This is a genomic window from Candidatus Neomarinimicrobiota bacterium (assembly GCA_012964825.1).
GTDB lineage: Bacteria > Fidelibacterota > Marinisomatia > Marinisomatales > S15-B10 > UBA2125.
This window is the reverse complement of the sequence record DTTI01000028.1, coordinates 40,102-62,625: the sequence shown is the minus strand read 5'-3', so window position 1 is coordinate 62,625 and position 22,524 is coordinate 40,102. Positions and strand designations below refer to the sequence as shown.

The 22,524-nt window shown below is 47.8% G+C and carries 23 protein-coding genes; 18 read left to right on the top strand and 5 right to left on the bottom strand.

Annotated features, from left to right (window positions below):
• Nucleotides 1-47 precede the first annotated feature (47 nt).
• The 3 genes from fumC to EYO21_02240 all read right to left on the bottom strand — a co-directional run bounded on the left by fumC (nt 48) and on the right by EYO21_02240 (nt 4,381).
• Nucleotides 48-1,445 carry a class II fumarate hydratase gene (fumC, locus tag EYO21_02250; GenBank protein HIB02633.1) on the bottom strand — a complete coding sequence of 466 codons (1,398 nt, stop codon included), beginning with the start codon at nt 1,443-1,445 and terminating at the stop codon, nt 48-50.
• Between the two features lie 74 nt (nt 1,446-1,519).
• Entirely contained in the window at nt 1,520-2,539 is a 1,020-nt protein-coding gene (locus tag EYO21_02245; protein ID HIB02632.1) for a 2-oxoacid:ferredoxin oxidoreductase subunit beta, read from the bottom strand.
• Nucleotides 2,540-2,548: 9 nt separating this feature from the next.
• Entirely contained in the window at nt 2,549-4,381 is a 1,833-nt protein-coding gene (locus tag EYO21_02240) for a 2-oxoacid:acceptor oxidoreductase subunit alpha (GenBank protein HIB02631.1), read from the bottom strand.
• 183 nt (nt 4,382-4,564) lie between these two features.
• Here EYO21_02240 and EYO21_02235 point away from each other — a divergent pair, with 183 nt between their 5' ends.
• From EYO21_02235 to EYO21_02150, 18 genes are all read left to right on the top strand, one after another.
• Nucleotides 4,565-5,383 (top strand): hypothetical protein, encoded by an 819-nt coding sequence (locus tag EYO21_02235; GenBank protein HIB02630.1) that lies wholly within the window; start codon nt 4,565-4,567, stop codon nt 5,381-5,383.
• 1 nt (nt 5,384) lies between these two features.
• Nucleotides 5,385-6,557 (top strand): S58 family peptidase, encoded by a 1,173-nt coding sequence (locus EYO21_02230; protein ID HIB02629.1) that lies wholly within the window; start codon nt 5,385-5,387, stop codon nt 6,555-6,557.
• Nucleotides 6,558-6,604: 47 nt separating this feature from the next.
• Nucleotides 6,605-7,090: a hypothetical protein gene (locus EYO21_02225; protein ID HIB02628.1), complete on the top strand. Its 486-nt coding sequence runs from the start codon at nt 6,605-6,607 to the stop codon at nt 7,088-7,090.
• Nucleotides 7,087-7,725 (top strand): bifunctional 4-hydroxy-2-oxoglutarate aldolase/2-dehydro-3-deoxy-phosphogluconate aldolase, encoded by a 639-nt coding sequence (locus EYO21_02220; GenBank protein HIB02627.1) that lies wholly within the window; start codon nt 7,087-7,089, stop codon nt 7,723-7,725. The genes EYO21_02225 and EYO21_02220 overlap by 4 nt, the downstream gene beginning before the upstream one ends.
• Nucleotides 7,726-7,870: 145 nt before the next feature.
• Nucleotides 7,871-8,113, top strand: coding sequence for a methyltransferase domain-containing protein (locus EYO21_02215; GenBank protein ID HIB02626.1), 243 nt, complete (start codon nt 7,871-7,873; stop codon nt 8,111-8,113).
• A 144-nt stretch (nt 8,114-8,257) separates the two neighbouring features.
• Nucleotides 8,258-8,545 carry a hypothetical protein gene (locus EYO21_02210; GenBank protein ID HIB02625.1) on the top strand — a complete coding sequence of 96 codons (288 nt, stop codon included), beginning with the start codon at nt 8,258-8,260 and terminating at the stop codon, nt 8,543-8,545.
• A gap of 180 nt (nt 8,546-8,725) precedes the next feature.
• Nucleotides 8,726-9,700: a selenide, water dikinase SelD gene (gene selD / locus EYO21_02205; GenBank protein HIB02624.1), complete on the top strand. Its 975-nt coding sequence runs from the start codon at nt 8,726-8,728 to the stop codon at nt 9,698-9,700.
• 161 nt (nt 9,701-9,861) lie between these two features.
• Entirely contained in the window at nt 9,862-11,313 is a 1,452-nt protein-coding gene (gene sufB / locus EYO21_02200) for a Fe-S cluster assembly protein SufB (GenBank protein HIB02623.1), read from the top strand.
• Between the two features lie 65 nt (nt 11,314-11,378).
• On the top strand, nt 11,379-12,131 hold the full coding sequence (gene sufC / locus EYO21_02195; protein ID HIB02622.1) for a Fe-S cluster assembly ATPase SufC: 753 nt from the start codon (nt 11,379-11,381) through the stop codon (nt 12,129-12,131).
• A gap of 3 nt (nt 12,132-12,134) precedes the next feature.
• Nucleotides 12,135-13,406: a Fe-S cluster assembly protein SufD gene (gene sufD / locus EYO21_02190; GenBank protein HIB02621.1), complete on the top strand. Its 1,272-nt coding sequence runs from the start codon at nt 12,135-12,137 to the stop codon at nt 13,404-13,406.
• The gene (locus tag EYO21_02185) at nt 13,387-13,842 is read left to right on the top strand and encodes an SUF system NifU family Fe-S cluster assembly protein (GenBank protein HIB02620.1); all 456 of its coding nucleotides are present in this window, start codon (nt 13,387-13,389) and stop codon (nt 13,840-13,842) included. Before sufD ends, EYO21_02185 begins: the two co-directional genes overlap by 20 nt.
• Nucleotides 13,839-14,390 (top strand): putative Fe-S cluster assembly protein SufT, encoded by a 552-nt coding sequence (sufT, locus tag EYO21_02180; GenBank protein ID HIB02619.1) that lies wholly within the window; start codon nt 13,839-13,841, stop codon nt 14,388-14,390. Before EYO21_02185 ends, sufT begins: the two co-directional genes overlap by 4 nt.
• Nucleotides 14,391-14,442: 52 nt before the next feature.
• Nucleotides 14,443-15,651 (top strand): cysteine desulfurase, encoded by a 1,209-nt coding sequence (locus tag EYO21_02175; protein ID HIB02618.1) that lies wholly within the window; start codon nt 14,443-14,445, stop codon nt 15,649-15,651.
• 57 nt (nt 15,652-15,708) lie between these two features.
• Nucleotides 15,709-16,107 carry an Rrf2 family transcriptional regulator gene (locus EYO21_02170; GenBank protein ID HIB02617.1) on the top strand — a complete coding sequence of 133 codons (399 nt, stop codon included), beginning with the start codon at nt 15,709-15,711 and terminating at the stop codon, nt 16,105-16,107.
• Nucleotide 16,108: 1 nt separating this feature from the next.
• Nucleotides 16,109-16,465, top strand: a complete 357-nt coding sequence (locus EYO21_02165) for a DUF59 domain-containing protein (protein HIB02616.1) — start codon at nt 16,109-16,111, stop codon at nt 16,463-16,465.
• A gap of 1 nt (nt 16,466) precedes the next feature.
• Entirely contained in the window at nt 16,467-16,814 is a 348-nt protein-coding gene (locus EYO21_02160; GenBank protein ID HIB02615.1) for an iron-sulfur cluster assembly accessory protein, read from the top strand.
• Entirely contained in the window at nt 16,784-17,071 is a 288-nt protein-coding gene (locus tag EYO21_02155) for a DUF2480 family protein (protein ID HIB02614.1), read from the top strand. Before EYO21_02160 ends, EYO21_02155 begins: the two co-directional genes overlap by 31 nt.
• Entirely contained in the window at nt 17,068-17,493 is a 426-nt protein-coding gene (locus EYO21_02150; protein ID HIB02613.1) for a dCMP deaminase family protein, read from the top strand. Before EYO21_02155 ends, EYO21_02150 begins: the two co-directional genes overlap by 4 nt.
• Nucleotides 17,494-17,518: 25 nt before the next feature.
• On the opposite strand, the gene EYO21_02145 is transcribed toward EYO21_02150, so the two are convergent.
• Together EYO21_02145 and EYO21_02140 are read right to left on the bottom strand one after the other, a co-directional pair.
• Nucleotides 17,519-20,059, bottom strand: a complete 2,541-nt coding sequence (locus EYO21_02145) for a hypothetical protein (GenBank protein ID HIB02612.1) — start codon at nt 20,057-20,059, stop codon at nt 17,519-17,521.
• Nucleotides 19,999-22,452, bottom strand: coding sequence for a hypothetical protein (locus tag EYO21_02140; GenBank protein ID HIB02611.1), 2,454 nt, complete (start codon nt 22,450-22,452; stop codon nt 19,999-20,001). Before EYO21_02140 ends, EYO21_02145 begins: the two co-directional genes overlap by 61 nt.
• Nucleotides 22,453-22,524: the final 72 nt, after the last annotated feature.

Here is a 22,524-nt window from a genome sequence, read left to right as displayed (position 1 = left end):
AAACAGGCTTCCGTCAGGAAAATAACGAAAAAGAGGGGGAAAAGTTCTCAGCTGTGTTTGGTGGGCGAAACCATCTCCTCCGGTTTCACCTTTTCGTCAAACTCCTGGCCTGACATGTACCCCAGCTTCTCGATGGTCTCCCGCAATGTTGAATTGTCAGCATGTGCCTTTTTCGCTACTTCAGCGGCCTTGTCATAACCGATATGCGGCGCCAAGGCTGTCACCAGCATCAGTGAGTTTCGGAGGTTGCCATCGATTTTCTCTAGGTTCGGCTCAATCCCGGCTACGCAGTTCACATTGAAGGAGTCAGCCGCATCTCCCAAGAGTTTTACGGACTGGAGAAGGTTGAACGCGATGACAGGCCGGAAGACATTGAGCTCAAAGTTCCCCGATGCACCGGCCACAGTAAGTGTAGTATCATTCCCCATTACCTGGGCAGCCACCATGGTGAGTGCTTCTGCCTGAGTGGGATTCACCTTTCCGGGCATGATGGATGAACCGGGTTCATTGGAAGGAAGAGAGATTTCACCAATACCAGAGCGAGGACCGCTGGCAAGCCACCTAAGATCGTTGGCGATCTTGTTCAGAGAGGCAGCCATTGTTTTCAGAGCGCCGGACATCTCTACGGCCGCATCGTGGGCCCCCATGGCTTCGAACTTGTTTGGCGCTGTCCTGAATGGAAGACCAGTCTTTTCGGCAATCCTCTCCGCCACTTGTTCGGCATACCCCTCAGGGGCATTCAGACCCGTCCCCACAGCCGTGCCACCCCACGCCAGCTCGTAAAGATGCGGCAGGCCGTTCATCACAGCAACCATGGCATGGTCCAGCTGGGATGCGTAGCCGGAAAACTCCTGCCCCAGTGTCAAGGGCGTGGCGTCCTGAAGGTGGGTCCGTCCCAGCTTAACAATTTTCGAGAATTCGTCCGCCTTTGCCGCCAGAGCGTCCCTGAGCCCTTTCACTCTGGGCAAAAGATGTTCATTGATCTGCACGGCAGTGGCTATATTGATTGCTGACGGGAATGTGTCATTTGTTGACTGTGATTTGTTGACATGATCATTGGGATGAATAGGCGTCTTGGAACCCATCTCGCCACCGGACAATTCAATGGCGCGGTTGGAAATGACCTCGTTGAAGTTCATGTTCGTCTGCGTGCCGCTTCCCGTCTGCCAGACAACCAGCGGAAAATGATCGTCCAGTTTACCGTCAATCACTTCCTGAGCAGCCTCACCGATGGTTTTTGCCAGATCTTTATCCAACACACCGATTTCAACATTCACTTCGGCAGCAACCTGCTTTACCAGGCCGTACGCCCTGATAAACTCTCTGGGGAACTTCTCGCCGCCGATCTTAAAGTTTTGAAGTGACCGCTGGGTCTGTGCGCCCCAGTACCGATCGGAGGGGACTTCAATCTCACCCATAGTATCCTTCTCAGTTCGAAAAGACATGATCTAATCCTTTCTTTGGTTGGGTGTTAAGAGAATGTAAAGATGGAAAAGTGACGAGCTCTCGTTCAGGTGGTCTACGCGACCTCCCATGTGTCCGTCCCTGCTAAAAGTTTCTGAAGATCACCTTCGCCAAGTTTTTTCTTAGCCTCTTCAATCTGCTCAATCATCAGTTCTTCATATCTAGGCTGATCTTCAGAATAGATGACACCCAGTGGCGTCGGCAGACTGTCATCTTCAGTAAAGTTGGCCAATAGCCCAGCCAGGTTTCTGCTATTCTCATCATGAACCAGAAGATCGTCAGCAGAAATACCGGTCCCGATTTTCACCATTTCAGGATTAAAATCGTTGAGCCGTATTCCTTTGTCTTTTTCTTTGCCAAATATCATGGGCTCTCCGTGCTTCAGTTCGAGAACATTGTCATCCTTAACCTCTCTATCCGTGACATGCGCGAAGGCACCATCATTGAAAATGTGGCAATTCTGGTACACTTCAAGAAATGATGTCCCCTTGTGCTCGTGAACTCTTTTCAACATTTCTTGAAGATGTTGCGTATGTGAATCTATAGTCCGTGCTACAAATGTTGATTGAGCACCGAGAGCAACCGACGGCGGATTAAAAGGCCGGTCAAGAGAACCGAAGGGAGATGATTTTGTTTTTTTGCCAATCTCTGACGTGGGTGAATACTGTCCTTTTGTGAGACCATAGATTTGATTGTTAAACATGACAATATTTATGTCAACATTCCTTCTCAAAACATGGATCAGATGATTCCCACCAATAGAGAGTGCATCGCCGTCTCCTGTAATGACCCAGACTGAGAGATCCGGATTGGCAATTTTAATACCGGTGGCGATAGCCGGCGCTCTGCCATGGATGGTGTGAAAACCGAACGCATTCATATAATAAGGGAAGCGGCTTGAACAGCCGATGCCGGCCACGAACACGAACTTTTCCTTTGGCACACCCAGGTCAGGCATGGTCTTCTGGGTTTGGGCCAGGATGGAATAGTCACCGCAACCGGGGCACCACCTAACATCCTGGTCTGAAACAAAATCTTTTTTGGTAAGAGGGGTCGCTGCAGATGTATCAGTCATTTTTCATCCTTACAAGATTTCTTCCACTTTTTCGATGATCTGAGATTTGCGGTACGGCTCGCCGCTAACAATATTGAGCCCTTCGGCATCAATAAGAAATTCCGACCGGATCAGTTTAATAAGCTGACCCGAGTTCACTTCAGGGATCAATACTTTCTGGAATTTCAACAGGATTTCACCCAGGTCGGCGGGCAAAGGGTTCAGCCATTTCAGGTGAGCCTGAGAGACGGACTTACCATCATCCCTAAGCGACATAACAGCTGTACGGATGGCGCCGAAAGTGCTACCCCATCCCAGGACTAAGAGATTCCCAGTGGAATCGCCGTAGATTTCCGTAGGGGGAATCTCCCGGGTTATGCCGGCAACTTTCTGGGCCCGGAGTTTCACCATGAGGTCGTGGTTGTCCGGATCATAACTCACATTACCGGTTATGTGCTCTCTCTCCAGACCGCCTATGCGGTGTTCGAGGCCCACTGTGCCCGGTACGGCCCACTGACGAGCCAGAGACTTTTCATCTCGTTCATACGGCTGGTACTGGCCGATCCCCGCTTCTGCAAAACTGACTTCAATCTTTGGTAGAGCAGAGAGCTGTGGGATTATCCACGGCTCTGATCCGTTAGCAAGAAATGCATCGGATAACACGAAAACAGGTGTCATATACTTAAGTGCAATACGGCATGCTTCGTAAGCTATAAAGAAACAGTCACCAGGGGTGGCAGGAGTCAATATGGGGACTGGGGATTCGCCGTTCCTCCCATACATAGAAAGGAAAAAGTCAGCCTGTTCAGTTTTTGTAGGCATCCCGGTACTGGGTCCGGCTCTCTGAATGTTCAGGATTACCAATGGCAACTCAGATATGACAGCCAGTCCGATGGCTTCTCCCTTCAAGCATATCCCGGGTCCGGAGGATGCGGTTACAGAAAGATTCCCAGTAAACGAAGCCCCAATTGCTGCACCGACGCCTGCAATTTCATCCTCTGCTTGGAATGTCTTTACGCCATAATTTCTGTAATGGGATAGCTGGTGCAAAATGTCACTGGCAGGCGTGATGGGATAACCACCGAAAAAGAGCGGAAGATCAGATGACTGAGCCGCCGCCAGAAGTCCCAACCCGGTGGCGTAGTTACCTACAATGTTTCGATAAGTGCCGGATTCAAACGGCGCCGGGCCAACCTCATATTGGGTGGCAAAAGACTCAGTAATGTCGCCGAAATTGTAACCAGTTTTCAGTGCTCTTGTGTTCACTTCAATCAATTCCGGGCGTTTCTTGAATTTCTTCTTCAGCCACTCCATAGTCGGTTCTATGGGACGACCGTACATCCAGTAAAGGAGCCCCAGTCCGAAAAAGTTTTTGGCCCGCTCAATAGTCTTGCTGGTTATATCCATATCTTCTGTGGCGTTTGCCAAAAGACGGCTGATCTCGATATCGTATAGCATGTAATCCATCAGTGAATCATCTTCCAACGGGTTAGATTCCCAGCCTGCCATCTTGAGATTCTTGGCTGTGAATTTGGATTTGTTGGCAATGAGAATGCCGCCCGTTTTCAAATCCTTGATGTGCATTTTCAGGGCAGCAGGATTCATGGCCACCAGCACATCAAGGTGATCTCCGGGAGTAAAAATATCTTTACTACTGAATTGGAGCTGAAAGGCACTTATTCCGGCCAAAGACCCCGCGGGAGCTCGAATCTCGGCTGGGAAATCAGGAAAGGTTCCCAGATCATTCCCCGCAAGAGCAGCTGTATTAGTAAAACGGTCACCCATGAGCTGCATCCCGTCTCCGGAATCACCGGCGAAACGAATGACAACACTTTCAATTTTTTCTACATTTTTTTTTGCCATGTTGAGCCGGTACTTTTAATCGGCGTATCTATTTTGGGGTGTCCTTAATCAGAACTGTTACTTAGCTCATTATTCATCAAAATTTAGCATGTCAGAAATGGTATCACAATGGCAAAGGGGTTATTATTCAGTTAATGAGGTCATCTTGCATCTTGCAACAGTGAATCTTAAACTCGAGTGATTATGTCCCACTTTGACACCACCGGCCAGCTCACACTCTTCCCGGAATTGATCGACAGCCCCGAACTCCCCTCAATCAGTACACTTCCGGAGTTCGACCAAGCGCTCCACAATCTGATCAAGATGAGCGACCTAGGTGCCTTCATTTCAGTAACAGTTCACGGGCTGGATAAATCTTTTTCCGTCCATGCCCGGGAGCTGGAAATACCTGAAGATTTTCTTAAGGATGAGCGCGGTGATGCGGCATCGCAGCAGATCCATCTTTTCCCGGAGCCTATCCGCCACCAGGTGAGGCGGCTTTCCTATGATGTGAAAGGATTCTTTAATAAAGAAAACTCTTTCCGAACACCTTTCGGTTATTTCCTGTTCCGGCCCTATTTCAGGATCTGGTCAAAGTTTGTCAGGGAACAGGAACAGCGATTGGCCGGCTTTCTTACAGACGCTCTGTCCGGAAGGACCTATGGCCAACACTTCCTGAAAGCGTTTGAGATAGGTTACCGATTCCTGGAATCGATCAAAGACGATACAGCTCCCTGGGAATTTTCGGACAAACTGTTGCTGGCTGACCTTCAAGAATTTCGGAAAAAGATTGAGTCAGAAAACTTGACTTTGCATTCCCTAAACAAGACCACCGCTGATTTTCCCACACTGGCAATCGCACTTAAAACAGCCCACATCCCCCCTGACCTTGCGTCATTTTTGAAACAGGTAAATATTCAATTCGATTTCAAATCGATCCATCTCGATTATCTGAGAGATGTTGAGATTTTCACCGTTAATGATGTAATAAACTTGAGCAAATCCATTTGGAGTGAAACTTAGAATGAAGTATCTGAAACTGGGTACAATGGCCATTGTACTATCTATTATTTTGCAAGTATTATCCGCGAATGATAAACCCCGTGCCAGAGATCTCGGCGTCCCTTTTGATGGCAAACCGGGAAAGATGAACGCCATTACAGATGTAGAGGGCGTAAAGGTAGGTCATTCAACAATCATCAAAGGCAACGGCAAGCTGAAAGTAGGGAAAGGTCCTGTCCGGACTGGTGTTACAGCTGTTTTGCCAAGGGGTGATAAAAGTTATTCAGACCCTGTTTTTGCCGGATGGTATTCCCTGAACGGTAATGGCGAAATGACAGGGACAACCTGGGTTGAAGAGTCGGGTTTTTTGGAAGGCCCAGTCATGATCACAAACACACACAGTGTAGGTATTGTAAGAGATGCTGTTATTTCATGGCGAGTCAATAAGGGCGGTGCAGATGCCAGCGGCTACTGGTGGTCCCTCCCTGTTGTGGCAGAGACATATGACGGTTTCCTGAATGATATCAACGGTTTTCATGTAAAGGAAGAACACGCGCACCAGGCCCTCAGCCGGGCTTCCACCGGATCGGTGGAAGAAGGGGGTGTGGGCGGCGGTACCGGCATGATCTGTCACTCTTTCAAAGGAGGAATCGGCACCTCATCACGCATCATTGAGGTAGCTGGAGAAACCTATACCCTTGGCGCACTTGTTCAGGCAAATTACGGCGCCCGTGAAGACCTGATGGTATCGGGCGTACCTGTGGGAAAAGAGATCACAGACCTTCAGCGGGTGAGAAACCGGGACTCGCAGGACGGCGATGGATCCATCATTGTTATTGTTGCAACGGATGCGCCCCTTGTTGCCCATCAGTGCAAGCGGTTGGCTCGCCGTATTCCCCTCGGCATCGCCCGGGTCGGGACCGTGGCACACAACGGCTCCGGCGATATTTTCATTACTTTCTCTACAGCTAATCCCGGAGCGGCCTATGCCGAAGGCACTGTGTCGGTTAACATGGTGCCGAATGGGAAAATGAATCCTCTTTTTAAGGCCACCGTCCAGGCCACGGAAGAAGCTATTATCAATGCTTTGGTGGCTGCTGAGGATATGGTAGGCGTAAACGGCAACACGGTTTATGCACTGCCTCACGACCGCCTACGAACCATCCTGAAAAAGTACAACAGGCTTTCGGAATAGATGAGAAAGTTCAGGAACCTGAAAATTCCTCACAGGTTCTTAAGAACATGAAGCGTCTTCCAAAACATCTTTTTTTTGTTCTGCCTCTTTTCATCCTGACTTCCGGTTGTGAGAACAAACCCCCTCCGTCGCTCTCCATGGCCAGTGTCCGATGGGTCACCTATAAGAATGAACGTGTGGGGTATACACTTCAATACCCCGTTGCATACACCTTAGAGAACAGCGAGACAAGCAGAGATATTCTTTTTAGACACAACGGCTTCCCTGCCATGGCCATAAACTACACCACAAAGGGAGAGGCCGACGAACGGGGCCTCTGGGCGGACCATGAAGCTGCTGGAAAAATCAAATTGGCAGGCCAAACCGGGAAGCAATATATCTACAACCATTACGATGGTCCTTTTTATATGCGGACAGTCTCCTACGTTATTGAACTTGACAGCAATTTTCTGGCACTGGAATTCAGAACACAGAATGAGAAAGTTGACTCCCTGCAGCAGAATATTCTCGATTCATTTACCCTTTCAAGATGAGTAGCCGAAAAGAAATACGGGACGGCTTGCTGGCAAGAAAGATCAGCGCCATTGTGAGGACCGATGATCAGTCCGTGGCTGAGCGGGCCATGGCGGCTGCAGTGGAAGGGGGCTTCAGGGTCATTGAGTTCACCCTCAACACACCGGGGGCCTTGGAACTCATCACTCAATTCCGGGCCGTAGATAACACCCTGCTGGTAGGCGCCGGAACGGTCATGACACCCCAAATGGCCAAGGAAGCAGTGGACGCCGGGGCCCAGTTTGTGGTCTCTCCCATCTTTGACACGGAGGTAATCAACAAAGCCGAGGAACTGGATGTGGTCTCCATCCCCGGTACACGGACACCTACCGAAATGCAAAATGCCCATGAAGCTGGCGCTGACTTTGTGAAACTTTTCCCCGCACCCACAAATGTGGCGGAATATATAAGATATATTCTTGGGCCCCAGCCCCACCTGAAAATTTTCCCTACCTCTGGTGTAAACCTTGACAATATGCTAGAAGTGCTGGAGGCAGGCGCCGCCGGTGCCGGTTTTGTGAGACCCCTCTTTGACCCACAACTGATGCAGGATCGGAATTTTGATGCTATCCGTAAAAGGGCATCACAGATTTGTGACCGGCTTGTTCAGTTATGATTTCCGATAAGACAACGTATAACCCACTTGTTTTGTGCACTTTAAAGAATTAAGTGCATTAAAGTAAGTAGTTGATTGACAGAAAATGAGTTTATATAAAGTGTTTAAACAAGTACGACTCGGGCAGGCCCGCTGATTCGAAAACATCTACCTCCCTTCAAAGCGTTTTAATGAGAAACTTTCTGATGACCAAGCATATGTCAACTCAGCTGTTAAACAAGTTGACTCCCTTCGCAATTATTGTACTTTAAATAAAGATACGCGCATCCTGGACTTTGGGTGCGGCCAGGGACGTTTTGCTAATGGGCTTATCCTGAAATTTCCTGATTTCGGAAATTATTGTGGCATTGATACAAATGTTAAAGCTATCAAATGGTGCAACCGCTGAATAAACCGGTTTCATCCAAACTTTACTTTTCTTCATGTTGCTGCTCACAATGCACGTTATAATCCGTCATCAAAGTCCCGACAAGCTTTATCCTTAAAAGCTGACAGTTTTGATGTTGCATTCCTCAACTCAGTATTCTCACACATGCTATCTGATGACGTTGAGTTCTATCTTGAGCAATTGCATAAAGCACTTGGTAAAAAAGGGGTTATGTACGTTACAGCGTTCATTGAAGAGGATGTTCCTCAGATTGAAGAGAATCCTGAGGGATACCTTGACAGACATTCAGTTGGTCCGCTGCACAGGGTTCGCTATGAAAGAGCATTCTTTTTTGACCTATTCGAAAAAACCCGATTTAATATCCTTGATTTCCAACACCAAAAATTTGAACGAACAAAACAAAGCCTCCTTGAGTCAGGAAAAAACAGCTAAGCTACTATACGTGTAATTATCCAAAATGCTGTTGAGTTTTGTTGCTAGCCAATAACATTTTCCTCTCCTCTCTCTGCCATCACCCGGCTAAATTCCTCACCTATGGCAGAGACAATGACCAAACGACTTACCCAGTTTTCACACGGCGCAGGCTGAGCCTGTAAGCTCAGTCCAAAAGACCTGGCTCAGGTTCTGAGCCAGCTGCCTCCTGTTGAAGACAAAAATGTCGTGGTCGACTTTTCCGGGTCTGACGACGCGGCAGTGGTGCGCATTGATGGAGATAGAGCCCTAGTCCAAACCCTGGATTTCTTCACCCCCATCGTCGATGACCCCTTTTCTTTTGGTCAGATTGCCGCCGCCAATTCCCTCTCCGATATCTACGCCATGGGCGCCACACCGCTTTTTGCTCTGAACATTGTCGCTTTTCCAATAGATGACCTTCCCATGGAAGTGTTGGGGGAAATTCTTAAAGGGGGCGCATCCAAAGCAAAAGAGGCGGGCATCTCCATTCTCGGAGGCCACAGCATTGATGACAAAGAACCGAAGTACGGGCTTGTGGTGACAGGAGAAGCTTCTGCTAACAAAATTGTCAGGAACAACAGCGCCAAGCCCGGTGATGCAATTGTCCTGACGAAACCGTTAGGGACGGGCATTATCACTACAGCTATCAAACACGGTGAAGCTGCGGAGAGTTTGATACAGGAAGCCACAGCTCTCATGACCACTCTCAACTCCTTGGCTGCTGAACTGATGCTCAAATACGGGGCCTCTGCCGCCACCGATGTGACAGGATTTGGTCTCCTCGGTCACCTTCTGGAGATCTGTGAAGTCAGTGATGTGTCGGCTAAAGTCAAATTTGACCAGCTTCCGTTCATAGACGGCACGGCGGCTCTTGCCGAAAAAGGTGTGGTCCCCAAGGGGACGGAGAGAAACCTCGACCATGCGTCTCAACAAATTGAGTTTAGAGAAAGTTTGCAGGAACATGAGCAACTCATGGCCGCCGACGCACAAACGTCTGGCGGACTGCTTATTGCCATGCCTGAAGAGAACGCCTCATCTTTCATCTCAGAATTCAATTCCAAATCACCCTACGCCGCCTGCAAGATCGGCATCTTCTGTCCCTCCGGCGGGGAAAAACGTATCTCTCTCCTATAAAAGGATCGATTCTCCCTTAAAAAAGACCTTTACTACTTGAATACCGGAATAAATAAGACTATTTTAGTCGGATTTTTCTTGACTGGAGAGAGGAATAGCCAGTAATTTCACTCCAGCAAAAAGGTAAAGTGATGACAAAAAACGGATCAGTTGAGAAAGTATTGAGCGAAGAGATGCAGACTATCGAGAGCCGGCTCTCGCAAGAGTATGAGTACGGCTTCGTCACTGATATCGATCAGGAAACTATTCCCCCCGGTCTCGATGAAGAGACAGTTAAAACAATCTCACTGAAGAAAAATGAACCGGACTGGCTGCTTAAGTGGCGGCTGAAAGCGTATAGGCAGTGGCTCAAGATGGAAGAGCCGGACTGGTCCATGGTTAAGTATAATGAAATTGATTACCAGGCCATCAGCTACTACGCGGCGCCAAAATCACAAGAAGACGGCCCGAAAAGCCTGGACGAGGTGGACCCGGAGCTGCTGGAAACCTACAAAAAGTTGGGCATTCCTCTTGAAGAACAGAAGATGCTTACCGGTGTAGCTGTAGATGCGGTCTTTGATTCGGTCTCCGTAGCAACCACTTTCAAGAAGGAACTGGAAAAAGCGGGGGTGATTTTCTGCCCATTCTCCGAAGCGGTCCATGAACATCCTAACTTGGTCAAAAAGTATCTCGGCTCGGTGGTGCCCTATACCGATAATTTCTTCGCCACACTCAACTCAGCTGTTTTCAGCGACGGCAGTTTTGTCTACGTCCCTAAGGGCGTTAGGTGTCCCATGGAGCTATCCACTTACTTCCGTATCAACGCAGCCAACACAGGCCAGTTCGAACGGACCCTTATCATCGCCGATGAGGGCAGCTATGTGAGTTACCTTGAGGGGTGCACCGCACCCATGCGCGATGAGAACCAGCTTCACGCAGCCGTGGTGGAACTGATCGCCCACAAGGATGCTACAATTAAATACGCCACCGTTCAGAACTGGTATCCCGGTGATCCAAAAACGGGCAAAGGCGGCATCTACAACTTCGTCACCAAACGGGGCATCTGCCGTGAGGACAACTCCAAGATCTCTTGGACGCAGGTGGAGACTGGTTCGGCCATCACCTGGAAATATCCCAGCGTGATTCTCAAAGGGGATAAAACGGTCGGCGAATTCTACTCGGTGGCCCTCACCAACAACTTTCAGCAGGCCGACACCGGAACAAAGATGACCCACATTGGGAAGAATACTAAGAGTACAATTATCACCAAAGGTATCTCCGCCGGGAAGGGGCAGAATACCTACCGCGGCGCCGTGAAGATCATGAAGGGTGCCGATAACGCCCGGAACTACTCCCAGTGTGACTCACTTCTTATCGGCGACAAGTGCGGTGCCCACACATTTCCTTATATTGATGTACGGAATCCTTCAGCACAGATGGAGCACGAAGCATCCACTTCCGCTATCGGAGAAGATCAGATCTACTACTGCAACCAGCGTGGCATCTCCACAGAAAATGCTGTCTCTATGATCGTAAATGGTTTTTGCAAGGAAGTGTTCAGAGAGCTCCCCATGGAGTTTGCGGTGGAAGCACAGAAGCTGTTGGAAGTGAGTTTGGAGGGCAGCGTCGGCTAACCATCGATCATCCCGTTCCCCTGATGAAAATGATTTAACTGAAAGAAAATTTTGGAAAATATTTTATGCTCGAGATAAAGAACCTCCACGTCGCTGTAGAGGATAAACCTATCTTGAAAGGTATCGACCTGGTAGTAAACACCGGCGAACTCCACGCCATCATGGGACCTAACGGCTCCGGAAAGAGCACGCTGGCCCACGTTATCGCCGGTCAAAAAATCTATGAAGTTTTAGATGGTGAAATTCTCTACAACGGAAATAATCTGCTAGAGATGGATGTTGAAGAAAGGGCCCTGGAAGGTGTTTTCATGTCATACCAGTATCCCGCAGTGATCCCTGGCGTCAATCTCGCTTATTTCATGAAGGCGGCGGTAAATGCTATCCGGAAGCACCGGGGTGAACCTGAGATGGATGCTGTCGATTTCCTGAGCTTTATTAAGGAGAAACTGGCACAGGTGAAGATGGATGAAAGCTATCTGAAGCGTGCTGTGAATGACGGTTTTTCCGGCGGTGAAAAAAAGCGGAACGAAATCCTTCAGATGCTCGTCCTGGACCCCACCCTAGCTGTTCTAGACGAGACCGATTCGGGACTGGACATTGATGCTATAAGGATAGTGGCTGACGGCGTAAACAAGTTCCGGCGCGAGGACCGGGCTGTAGTTGTTATCACTCACTACCAAAGAATTTTGCAATACATGGATCCGGACAAGATTCACGTTCTCATGGACGGCCGTATTATCCGCTCCGGTGGTAAGAACCTGGCTCACGAACTGGAAGAAAAAGGTTACGGCTGGCTGGAAGAAACCGTGGTCGCCTAAAACATGAAACACCTGGAAAAACAGTTTTCAACCCTTTCCCCCGCTGATCATGAACCTCACTCTCTTCAGGAACTGAGAAAAGGAGCATTTAACCATTTTAAAGAAATCGGTTTTCCGAGGCAGAGCTGGGAAGTTTATCGCTTCACCAATACTACGATGGTGGAGAAAAACGCTTTTCGCCTCTCCACAGAGGCTGACTTACCTGAACGCGGTGATGAGGGGAAAGACAGTCTTTCTCTCCCTACACTTCTATTTGTGAATGGCCACTACCAGCCTGACCTCTCAACCATCCCGCCGGGCCTCACCCTCAATACACTACTGGACAGTTACAATAAGGATGCCAAACTTGTGACCAACGGCTACGATGCAGGCGCGAACCCCTTTGCTATACTGAATACTGCCATGATGAACAGTGGTCTTCATATTCACTTTTCTGAAGAATTTGACAGTTCCTCCGCCGTGAGATTGCTCTATATCACCACAAAACTTTCAGAGCCCATTATGAATCACCCAAGACTCGTAGTGGATGTGGCGGAAAACACTCAGGCCACCTTCATTGAAGAATACCGCGGGAATGGTACCGTCTCATATTGGAACAACGCCCTAACCATTATGAGGACCGGTAACAACAGTCATCTGCATCATCTTCGCATCCAAAACGAAGCCCCTTCAGCCTCCCACCTTTCCGCTACCTTCTATCAGGTGCCGGCGGACAGTAATATTCACGGCTCTTATATATCCTTGGGCTCCTCCCTCCACAGGCATGATGTAAACGTTGTTCTTTCCGGGAAAGGGGCCGATGTTACCCTCAATGGTCTTTGCCTTTCCAAAGAGTCCCAGCATGTGGATCACAACATTATTATGGATCATACCTCAGAACATGTCACCAGCCGCATGCTCTTTAAATACATTCTTGCCGACAAATCTACGGGTGTTTTTAACGGCCGCGCCGTAGTTCGCCAAGATGCTCAGAAGATTGACGCTAACCAGACCAATAACAATTTGCTGTTGAGCGACAATGCTCTCATGAATTCCAACCCTCAGCTGGAAATTTATGCCGATGATGTGAGGTGTACCCATGGTTCTACCACGGGCCAGATCAGCGAAGACGCCCTCTTTTATCTCAGGTCCCGCGGGCTTGACGTTCTTTCCGCCAAGGCACTGCTCATTAACGGCTTTGCCAATGAAGTGGTAGATGATATAAATAATGAAGAAGCTCAAGAGTACGCCCGGGGTCTCCTTGAATCATGGCTCAATGGAGTTACCGGTGGATGACCTACGTGAACTTTACCAGGAAGTGATCCTTGATCACAACCAGAACCCCCAGAACTTTGGCCAGTTGGAGTCTCCCACACACTCCGGTGACGGTTACAACCCCCTTTGCGGGGATAAACTTAAGTTGCACCTGGAAGTGGAAGGAGACAGAGTGAAAGATATCCGCTTTGACGGTTCAGGGTGCGCCATATCAAAAGCCTCCTCCTCAATTATGACCACTGTAGTTAAAGGCAAATCAACCACTGAAATTGAATCTCTGTTTGACTCTTTCCACCAGCTAGTCACCACCGGGGAAACGGGCTCAGAAGACTTGGGAAAGCTAACCGTCATGGCTGGTGTTCATAAATATCCTGCCCGAGTAAAATGCGCAACACTGGCTTGGCACACTTTAAACAACTGTCTTACCGGGGCAGATAAGGTCGCGAAAACAGAATGAACACATTCAGTGATGAACTCATTACCCTCACCCGGGACTGTGATGCCACCCTTATTCCTTTTGGTGATGCTTTTACCCTGAAAAAAGGGGATAAGGTCCGTATCACCCAGGCCCTGGGCGGTAGTTATACGGTAACGGCCCGAGGCTCCCTTTTCAGGATTGAGGGAAAAGATGCCGACACCATAGGCAAAAAGGTGACAGAAGATGCTTCGGAAGAGAAAAAAATAACAGGAACCGCCAGCGAAGGAGCAATCTGGGAAGTACTCAAAACCTGTTACGACCCGGAAATTCCCATAAATATGGTAGACCTGGGTCTCATCTACTCCTGTAAACTCACAGATGCTGTAGAAGGCGGCACCAATGTGGAGATTAAAATGACCCTGACGGCACCGGGCTGCGGTATGGGACCCATGATGGTGGATGAGATGAAAGCAAAAGTCCTTGGTGTCACTGGCGTAAGAGATGTGAATATAGAACTTGTCTGGGAGCCACCCTGGACGAAGGATATGATCTCAGAAGCTGCCCGGCTGGAACTGGGAATGTACTAATATGATAGCTGAGAGTGCTACAGTAGAACCGTCAGCAGTACGATCCCTGCCGCTGGATGTAGCCAAGATCAGGAGTGACTTTCCTATTTTTCATAACAGGTTGGCCTATGAACCTTTCTACTATCTCGACAGTGCTGCCACTTCCCAGACACCGAGACAAGTTGTAGAGGCAGTAGCAGAGTACTACTCAGATTACAACGCCAACGTTCACAGAGCCATTTATGCTATTGGTGAAAAGGCCACGGAAGCGTACGAATCGGCAAGAGAACGAGTGTCTCGCTTTATAGGGGCTGAAGAGTCCCGGTCGGTAGTCTTCACACGGGGTACCACGGAAGCTATCAACCTAGTAGCCTATGCTTGGGCAAGACACAATCTTGGGGAAGGTGACGAAATTCTAATAACGGAGATGGAACACCACAGCAACCTCGTGCCGTGGCAACTGGCTGCCCGTGAAACTGGCGCTACCTTGAAATATATCCCTTTTGGATCGGATGGAACACTGGAGAATATTGAATCTTATTTCACTGAAAGAACCAAAATTGTATCGGTCATCCATCAGTCCAACGTCTTTGGCACCGTAAACCCTGTGGAAAGGATAATCTCGCTGGCAAAAAGTGTAGGCGCTTTAATACTTATCGACGCGGCACAGAGTGTGCCCCACTTCTCTGTGGACGTATCTTCACTCGACTGTGATTTTCTCGCATTCTCAGGTCATAAAATGCTGGGGCCTACCGGTGTGGGTGTTCTTTATGGAAAATCAGATGTGCTTGAACAGATGGAGCCGTTTCTTAGCGGAGGTGAAATGATTCAGACAGTAACTCTGGAAGAATCTACATGGAACGATGTGCCATGGAAATTCGAGGCAGGGACACCCAACATCGCCCAAGCTATTGGACTAGGTGCTGCGGTGGATGTTCTTTCTGAAATCGGCATGGATACAATTCATGAGCATGAAAAGATTATTACAGATTATGCACTGAAGAAACTTAACGAGATTGAGGAAGTAACCATCTACGGCTCCCCTCCTGAACGGGGCGGGGTTATTACTTTCAACTTAGAAGGCGTTCACCCTCACGACCTTGCTCAAATACTCGACAGGGATGGTGTAGCCATCCGGGCGGGCCATCACTGTGCCCAGCCCGTTATGGAAAAATTGGGCATAGCGGCAACTGCAAGAGCCAGTTTTTACCTCTATAATGATTTTGAAGATGTGGATCGTCTGTTAGCATCATTAGAAAAAGCCATAGACTTTTTGAGGTAAGAGCATCTTGACTGGTATATATCAACAATGTAATTTGAAGTACCTTTTTCATCATTCATGCTGAAACTGACAAGAAAAACCGAGTACGCCCTCATCGCTTTGCGACATCTTCATTTGGTGGATGAAAACGAAGTTGTCAGCGCTAAGGATATTGCTGCGCAGTATCATATTCCTCAACCGTTGCTTGCAAAAGTGCTCCAGGAATTGTCCCGGCACGATTTCGTGAAACCGGTTCAGGGCCCTAAAGGCGGTTACAGTCTGAAGACCAAGAGAGACAACATTACGATGACACAATTTTTTGAGCTGATGGAAGGTCCGCTAGGTATTATGGACTGCTATTTTGATTCAAACTGTGAGTTGCTCGATAATTGTAACATCCGTTCACCCATACAGCGGCTCAATGAAAATATGAGAAACATGTTTGATGAGATGACCCTAAATGATGTAACTTGCTGAAATGGTTGCTGAAGACAAAGTCATCGATATTTTAAAGCAGTGCTATGATCCGGAGATTCCTATTGATCTCTGGAATCTCGGCCTCATCTACAATATCAATATTCAGGAAGCTTTTGAAAAAGATAAGTCAGACATAAATATCACCATGTCTCTCACCACACCGGGCTGTGGAATGGGGCAATCCATGGCGGATGATATTCGACAAAAACTTGAAAACCTTGATGAAGTAAATCAAGCGTTTGTTGAAATCACTTTTGATCCGCCCTGGTCGCCTGAGAAAATGACGGATGAAGGTAAATCAAAACTCGGCTTTGATCCAAAACCGCGAGAAGAAGAAAAACAAAAAGATTGGGAATAATATGAGTGAAATTCAGGAAGAGATTCTGGAAGGGATAACCATCACGGAAAATGCTGCGGAGCGTCTCCTTCAAGTCCGTACTGATGAAGACGGTGATTATCTTCGTGCCTCCGTCTCCGGCGGCGGCTGCTCTGGTATGAATTATGATCTCGCTTGGGACAAGGAGTTGGGAGAATTTGATAAGATTTATGAAAATCACGGCATTAAGGTTGCTGTTGATTTGAAGTCCTTGCTTTATCTCAAGGGCATGACAATCGACTTCTCCTCCGATCTTCTCTCCGGCGGTTTTCAGTTTGTCAATCCCAACGCCTCCCGAACCTGCGGCTGCGGGACCTCCTTCTCTGTGTAGTGGAAACAATTCACCTGGATGATTTCCTACATGAAGGAGTCATCAAGGAGAAAGTTTTCAGGGAGAAGATTGCCCAAATCGACTGGACTCAATATCAAGGTAAACGGGTACTCCTCCGGGGTTGTGCCAATGTCCCTGTCCCAACTTGGGCTTTCCTGATCATCACCGCACATCTAGCTGAATATGTGGATCGAATCTATTTTGGGGAGTTGCGCTCTGCTGTAAAAATTTTTGTAAAGGGCTCTACCCCTTTATGAGCAACGAACGTGTCAGCTGGGAACAGTACTTCATGAACATTGCCAGGGAGGTGGCAACGCGTTCTACTTGTAACCGCAAACATATTGGTGCTGTTATCGTACGGGACAAAGCAATCCTTGCAACCGGATACAACGGCAGCATCCGGGGGTTAGCCCACTGCGATGATGCTGACCATGAGATGGAGAATGACCACTGTGTCCGAACGATTCACGCTGAAGCCAACGCTATTGTTCAGTCAGCCCGGAACGGCGTCCGGATTGAAAATGGTGAGATCTATGTTACTGCATCACCCTGTTACGACTGCTTCAAGATGATCGCCAATGCCGGCATTACAGCTATCTATTATGCGGAATTCTATCGGGACGATAGAATTAAAGCGCACGCTGCCGAACTGGGCATCGATCTAATCCACCTGAAATAGAAAAAAGAAAGGCGAACTGCCGGCTCTATGCCTGGAACCAGTAGTTTAACTTAATAAAGAGTGTATTGGACTTGGAAGGTGACCAGCTGTCCGAGCTGGCAGAAAAGTAATTCCGGTCGTTGAGATTATAAACCACATAAAGAATACTGCCAGGCAGATATTCCCACCTCATGACAAAAGTACCAATGGTGTTATCCATGATAATGTTATTGTTGTCAGTATAATTGAAGGGTACGTAATGGCGGGTCATGGGGGCGGCAAGTTCAACAAAATCGGAATAATCAACTTTTGCCCTGAATGGCTGCAGGTATGTTTGAAAAGAGAGATCCGGTGAAAATGCATAACTCAGGCGAACTGTAATTTCATCCGTTATCTGTCTGGCCTGCCCATAGACCCGGTGATCTCCCAGTTCATCAGATACTATGCCGACCCATTGCTGAGGGGTGAGTCGAAGGTGCTGAGCAATATTGATGCTTGTACTCAAACGCTGAGAAGCTCTTATTGTGGTTGAAAGGTTGACACGGTAACCACCATAACCGTTATCTTTCCAACCGTAACCCAATCCCGGTCTGAATGAAATCCATTTCCTTGCGTCTGTGGAAAGCCAGGCTCCTCCCCGGTATCCGATAGGATTTTCTTTGATCCAAGCTCTAGAATCACGGAACAGATCATCATCGGAATAAGAGGGTAGAATCTGTCCGTGATGAATGCCGAAACTCCAGTAGTTGGTGGTGGTAACCGATCCACTAAAGTTCATTTGTTGCTTGATCATTACACCGTCATTCCGATGATTGAGATCATAACTAACGCCGAGGTTACTTTTTAAAATTGGACCCCAGGGATCCTGTTGGCGGATCCTGAAATTCATATCCCAGGTTTGAATCCCCGCACGCTTCAGATATCCCATATCATTAATATCAAAATCATCATCGTAGGCCTGGAAAGTGGCACTTGCATTCCACCACACAGGATCATCATAAGCAAAGTGTACCCTCCCCGCATTACCACTTTTATCCTTTGTAGATGAAGAAACAAGCTGACCGGAAAAAGTGAGCCTGTTGTCGGCGAATTTCATCCGCCAGTCTGCACTGCCGACTGTGGCTGAATGCCCCAATTGCCTTCGCTGATCAGTCACCATCACACCTATAGTGGAAAGATCGTTAATAACACTCTTTTTTATTCTTCCAGCAAAGTGATTTGTATAAGGTTCAATAAGAAACTCACTCAAGCCACCCGAATCAGATTCTACAGTAGCATATTCATGGTTCGTCATGGCATTGACCACAGCAAATTCCAACCCAGAACTGCTTCTACCCAGCATCTTGGCTGCGCTGACAATATTGGTGGCATCAGGACGGTCTACAATGGCACCTGATTCAGGTGAAAAGTAGCTGGGCCTCGCCCCTATACGACGAGTATGGAAAAGATCCCCTTCAAAACCCTGATGGGGATTTTGAAAAATGGACATTCCTTCAACGAAAAAGGGACGTTTTTCATCATAAAATGTTTCAAAAGCTGACAGATTAAGCACTGACGGATCTGCCTCCACCTGTCCAAAATCAGGATTAATGGTCATAAATGCTGTGGTATTTGACCCAACACCGTACTCCATATCTATACCGGCTCCGCCTGTAAATTGGTCGCCGCCGTTGGCGTGGTAACCTCCCAAAGTGTAAGGAGTCAGTTCTATCTGTTTAGGTGGCGGTATTTCACTGAGTCCCTTCAACACCCCGAAACGGGAAACATTCCCTTTCATCCCCCGCTTTTTACCGGGCCATTCCATCCGTTCTTGCTTTCTAAAAATGAAGCGCCTCATCATAAATCCCCAAGTCTGTTCCTTACTGTTGGGGAAATTAAATAGTGAGAATGGAAGGCGAAATTCTACACTCCACCCTTGCTCGTTTCTATTGACTTTGGCATCCCAGACTCCGTCCCAAGACATGTCATAGCGGCTGTCATCATAAACATAGGTATCTAGCTTTGATCCTGCGGCGTTGACAATAAAACTGTATCCTGTAAGATTGTCATTCCTAGAATCGACAGCAACACCGATCCAGTCGGAATTGTTAATCCCTGATGCCGACCCACCCCGCATACCTTCGCTATGGGCCCAGCTGTCACGCCTGGAGAATCTCGATACGATGGCTTTGGGATCAGAGTCGTAGTTCATAAAAGCAACATAAATATTGTCATTATCATAAAGCAGTTTTACTTCAGTTTTTTCTGTAGGTTGAGCCAGATCTTCAGGCTCTGTCTGAAAAAAATCCAAAATGACAGGCGCTTTATCCCAAACAGAATCACTGAGGTCTCCATCGATTTTGGGAGGAGTATCTGTTCTTCTTGCAAAAACCTCCTTAAGAACAAGAGTTCCGGGATCAAAATCGGTGTCCGAGTTACTCCTTATCGCCGACAGAACAGAAAATAAGGTTATGGATATACAGAAAACCCGTCTCACCATAGCATTGAATTTAGTATTAAGTGTAACCAGTTGTTTTATAGATACCCCTAAGGCTGAAACCAGTAATTCAGCTTTAGGAACAGGGAGTTTGACCCGCTTGAGAACCATGCATCCGCTTCCCCTGAGTAGGCATTTGAATCATTCAAGTTGTATACCAGGTAGAGGGTACTTCCCAGGGAATACTCCCATCGTATGACAAAGGTTCCCACCGTATTACGCAGTTGGAAATCAGGATTAAAAGTATATTGTGGATAGGGGGAAAAGTTCAGTGTTGATTCTTCCGTTAATTCCTTGAAACCGTAATAGTCTCCTGATACCACAAAAGGCTGAACAAACACTTGGAAGGAAAGATCGGGAGAAAATGTCCAGTTTATTCTCACTTTTGTATCAACCATCTCTTGATCAAAAGGACTGTATATCCTGTGGTATCCGTTATCATCTTCCAGAACGGTGACGTATTGTTCATAGCTGATCTCTTTCCAGTACCGTGTCTCAAGGGAGATTCTCAGGAAGTTGGTTGGGTTCAGGGTCACATTGAGTGTAGGGACAATACCAAAACTTCCGTTTTCGGCTTTGCCGACTCCTACTGAAGGGTTCAAAACAATACGATTCCTCGGATCGCTGCTCATGAAAACAAATAGCCTTGTGCGCGGGGAAATGCCCACCAACCACGCATTGGGATCCTTAAACAGGTCACCATCATCAGTGGCTGGGAAAAGAAACATACCGCCCATGCCAAACATCCAGAAACTCTTGAACATATTCATAAGATTCCACTCTATTCGACGAGACAAAACTATACCGTCCGTCCTGGCGTATTGAAAAAATCTCATTGAAAAATTGTTACTTCGGAAAGGTCCCCAGGGATCCTGTTTACGGACTCCACCACCCGCTCTTACTGCCCATACCCCATTTCGCTCAAGAAAACCGAGGTCGTTGTTCATAAATGAATCACCGTAGTAGGTTGTAATGAGATCGGCACTCCACCACTTAAAGTTGTCATAAGCCAGGTAAAGACGGGAGGCAAAATCTCTTTTGTCTTCAGATTGAGACATTGCCGCCTGGCCGCTGAAATCGAACCGGTTGTTTCCGAACCTGAGGCGCCAGTCGAATGAAGCCACAGAAATCCCTCTGGCTGATGCACGTCGGACATCCGTCATTGTTGCACCGATAATGGATGAACTGTTGATTACAGGTGCTTCAACGCGACCGATGAAATAGTTGGTTCGCGGCTCAATAAGAAAATTCTCCCGGGATACATTTCCTCCGTTATCTATTTCTAAAGTACCGTTTTCCTCATCGGTCAAACTTTCAATAAAACCATAGGAAATACCCGATGGCGTCTTCCCCAAGACTTTTACCGCACCTAAGATGGTGGTAGCATCGGGTTGACTCACAATCAAACCATTGGACGGACTGAGATAGGACGGCGCCTTGCCAATCCTGCGAGAATGGAAAAGTCTGATGGGTGCCAGCGTGAAAGAACCTTCCAGCCAAGATTCAATTTCCTCTCCAAACTGCGGTGTGAAGAAAGAACCCCCTTCAACAAAAAAAGGTCGCTTTTCGGGATAGAATGTTTCGAAGGCCGTCAGGTTCAGAATTGAAGGATCTGCCTCAACCTGACCGAAATCAGGGTTTATGGCGATGGATACGGCACTGTTTGTGGCGAGGCCGTATTCCATATCTACACCCAGACTGCCTGTGTTGTCAGTGACACTTCCTAACTGCTTACCACCCAAAACGTAGGGAAGAATTTCTAGCTGTCTCGGGGGAGGAATGTTTTCCAGACCGGTCAGAGTACCGTACCGTGAAACAAGCCCCTTGACACCACGCGGTTTTCCCGGCCACTCATGCCACTCCTGTTTGCGATAAATGGTACGGTTCAGCTCCAATCCCCATATCTGCTCTCCTTGGGAGTTGAACTGGAAAACAGAGAACGGTAGAGCAACTTCGGCTGACCAGCCTCCATCATCAACTGACACTTTAGCATCCCAAACCGCATTCCAAGAGGAGTCATAATTCTCATCATCAGGAATGAAGAGATCCATCTTCACCCCTGCGGCATTCACAATAAAAACGTAACCGGTCCTGTTATCATTCTGAGGATCCAGGGCAATGTTTATCCAATCTGAATTGTCATTCCCTGCTTCCAGCCATTCATCACGGCGGGCCAGACGCCTCATGATTCTGTCCGGTTCTGAATCGTGACACCGAAAAGCAAAATAGAGTGCATCGTCATCGTAGACGATGCGCACTTCCGTGAATTCTGTAGGCTTTGCCAGATTGTCTGGCTCAGTCTGGATGAGGTCGGTCACGGGAATAGCTTTCTCCCATACAGAATCATCAAGCCAGCCATCAATTGTGGGAGGTGAATCGACTCGAATAGCTCGGGTCGTTTTGGAGAGTAAGCTTTCCGGATCCACTTGTCCCTGAGCTGAGACAATTGAGATGAAGGCTATACAAGCAGTTGTGACTGCCGCAAATGGAATTCGATTATTCATTATAAACACGCTTTCAAAAGGCTACAAACTTACCGCTATACACCGGAGTGTGAAAACTGTGATGAAAAGCGA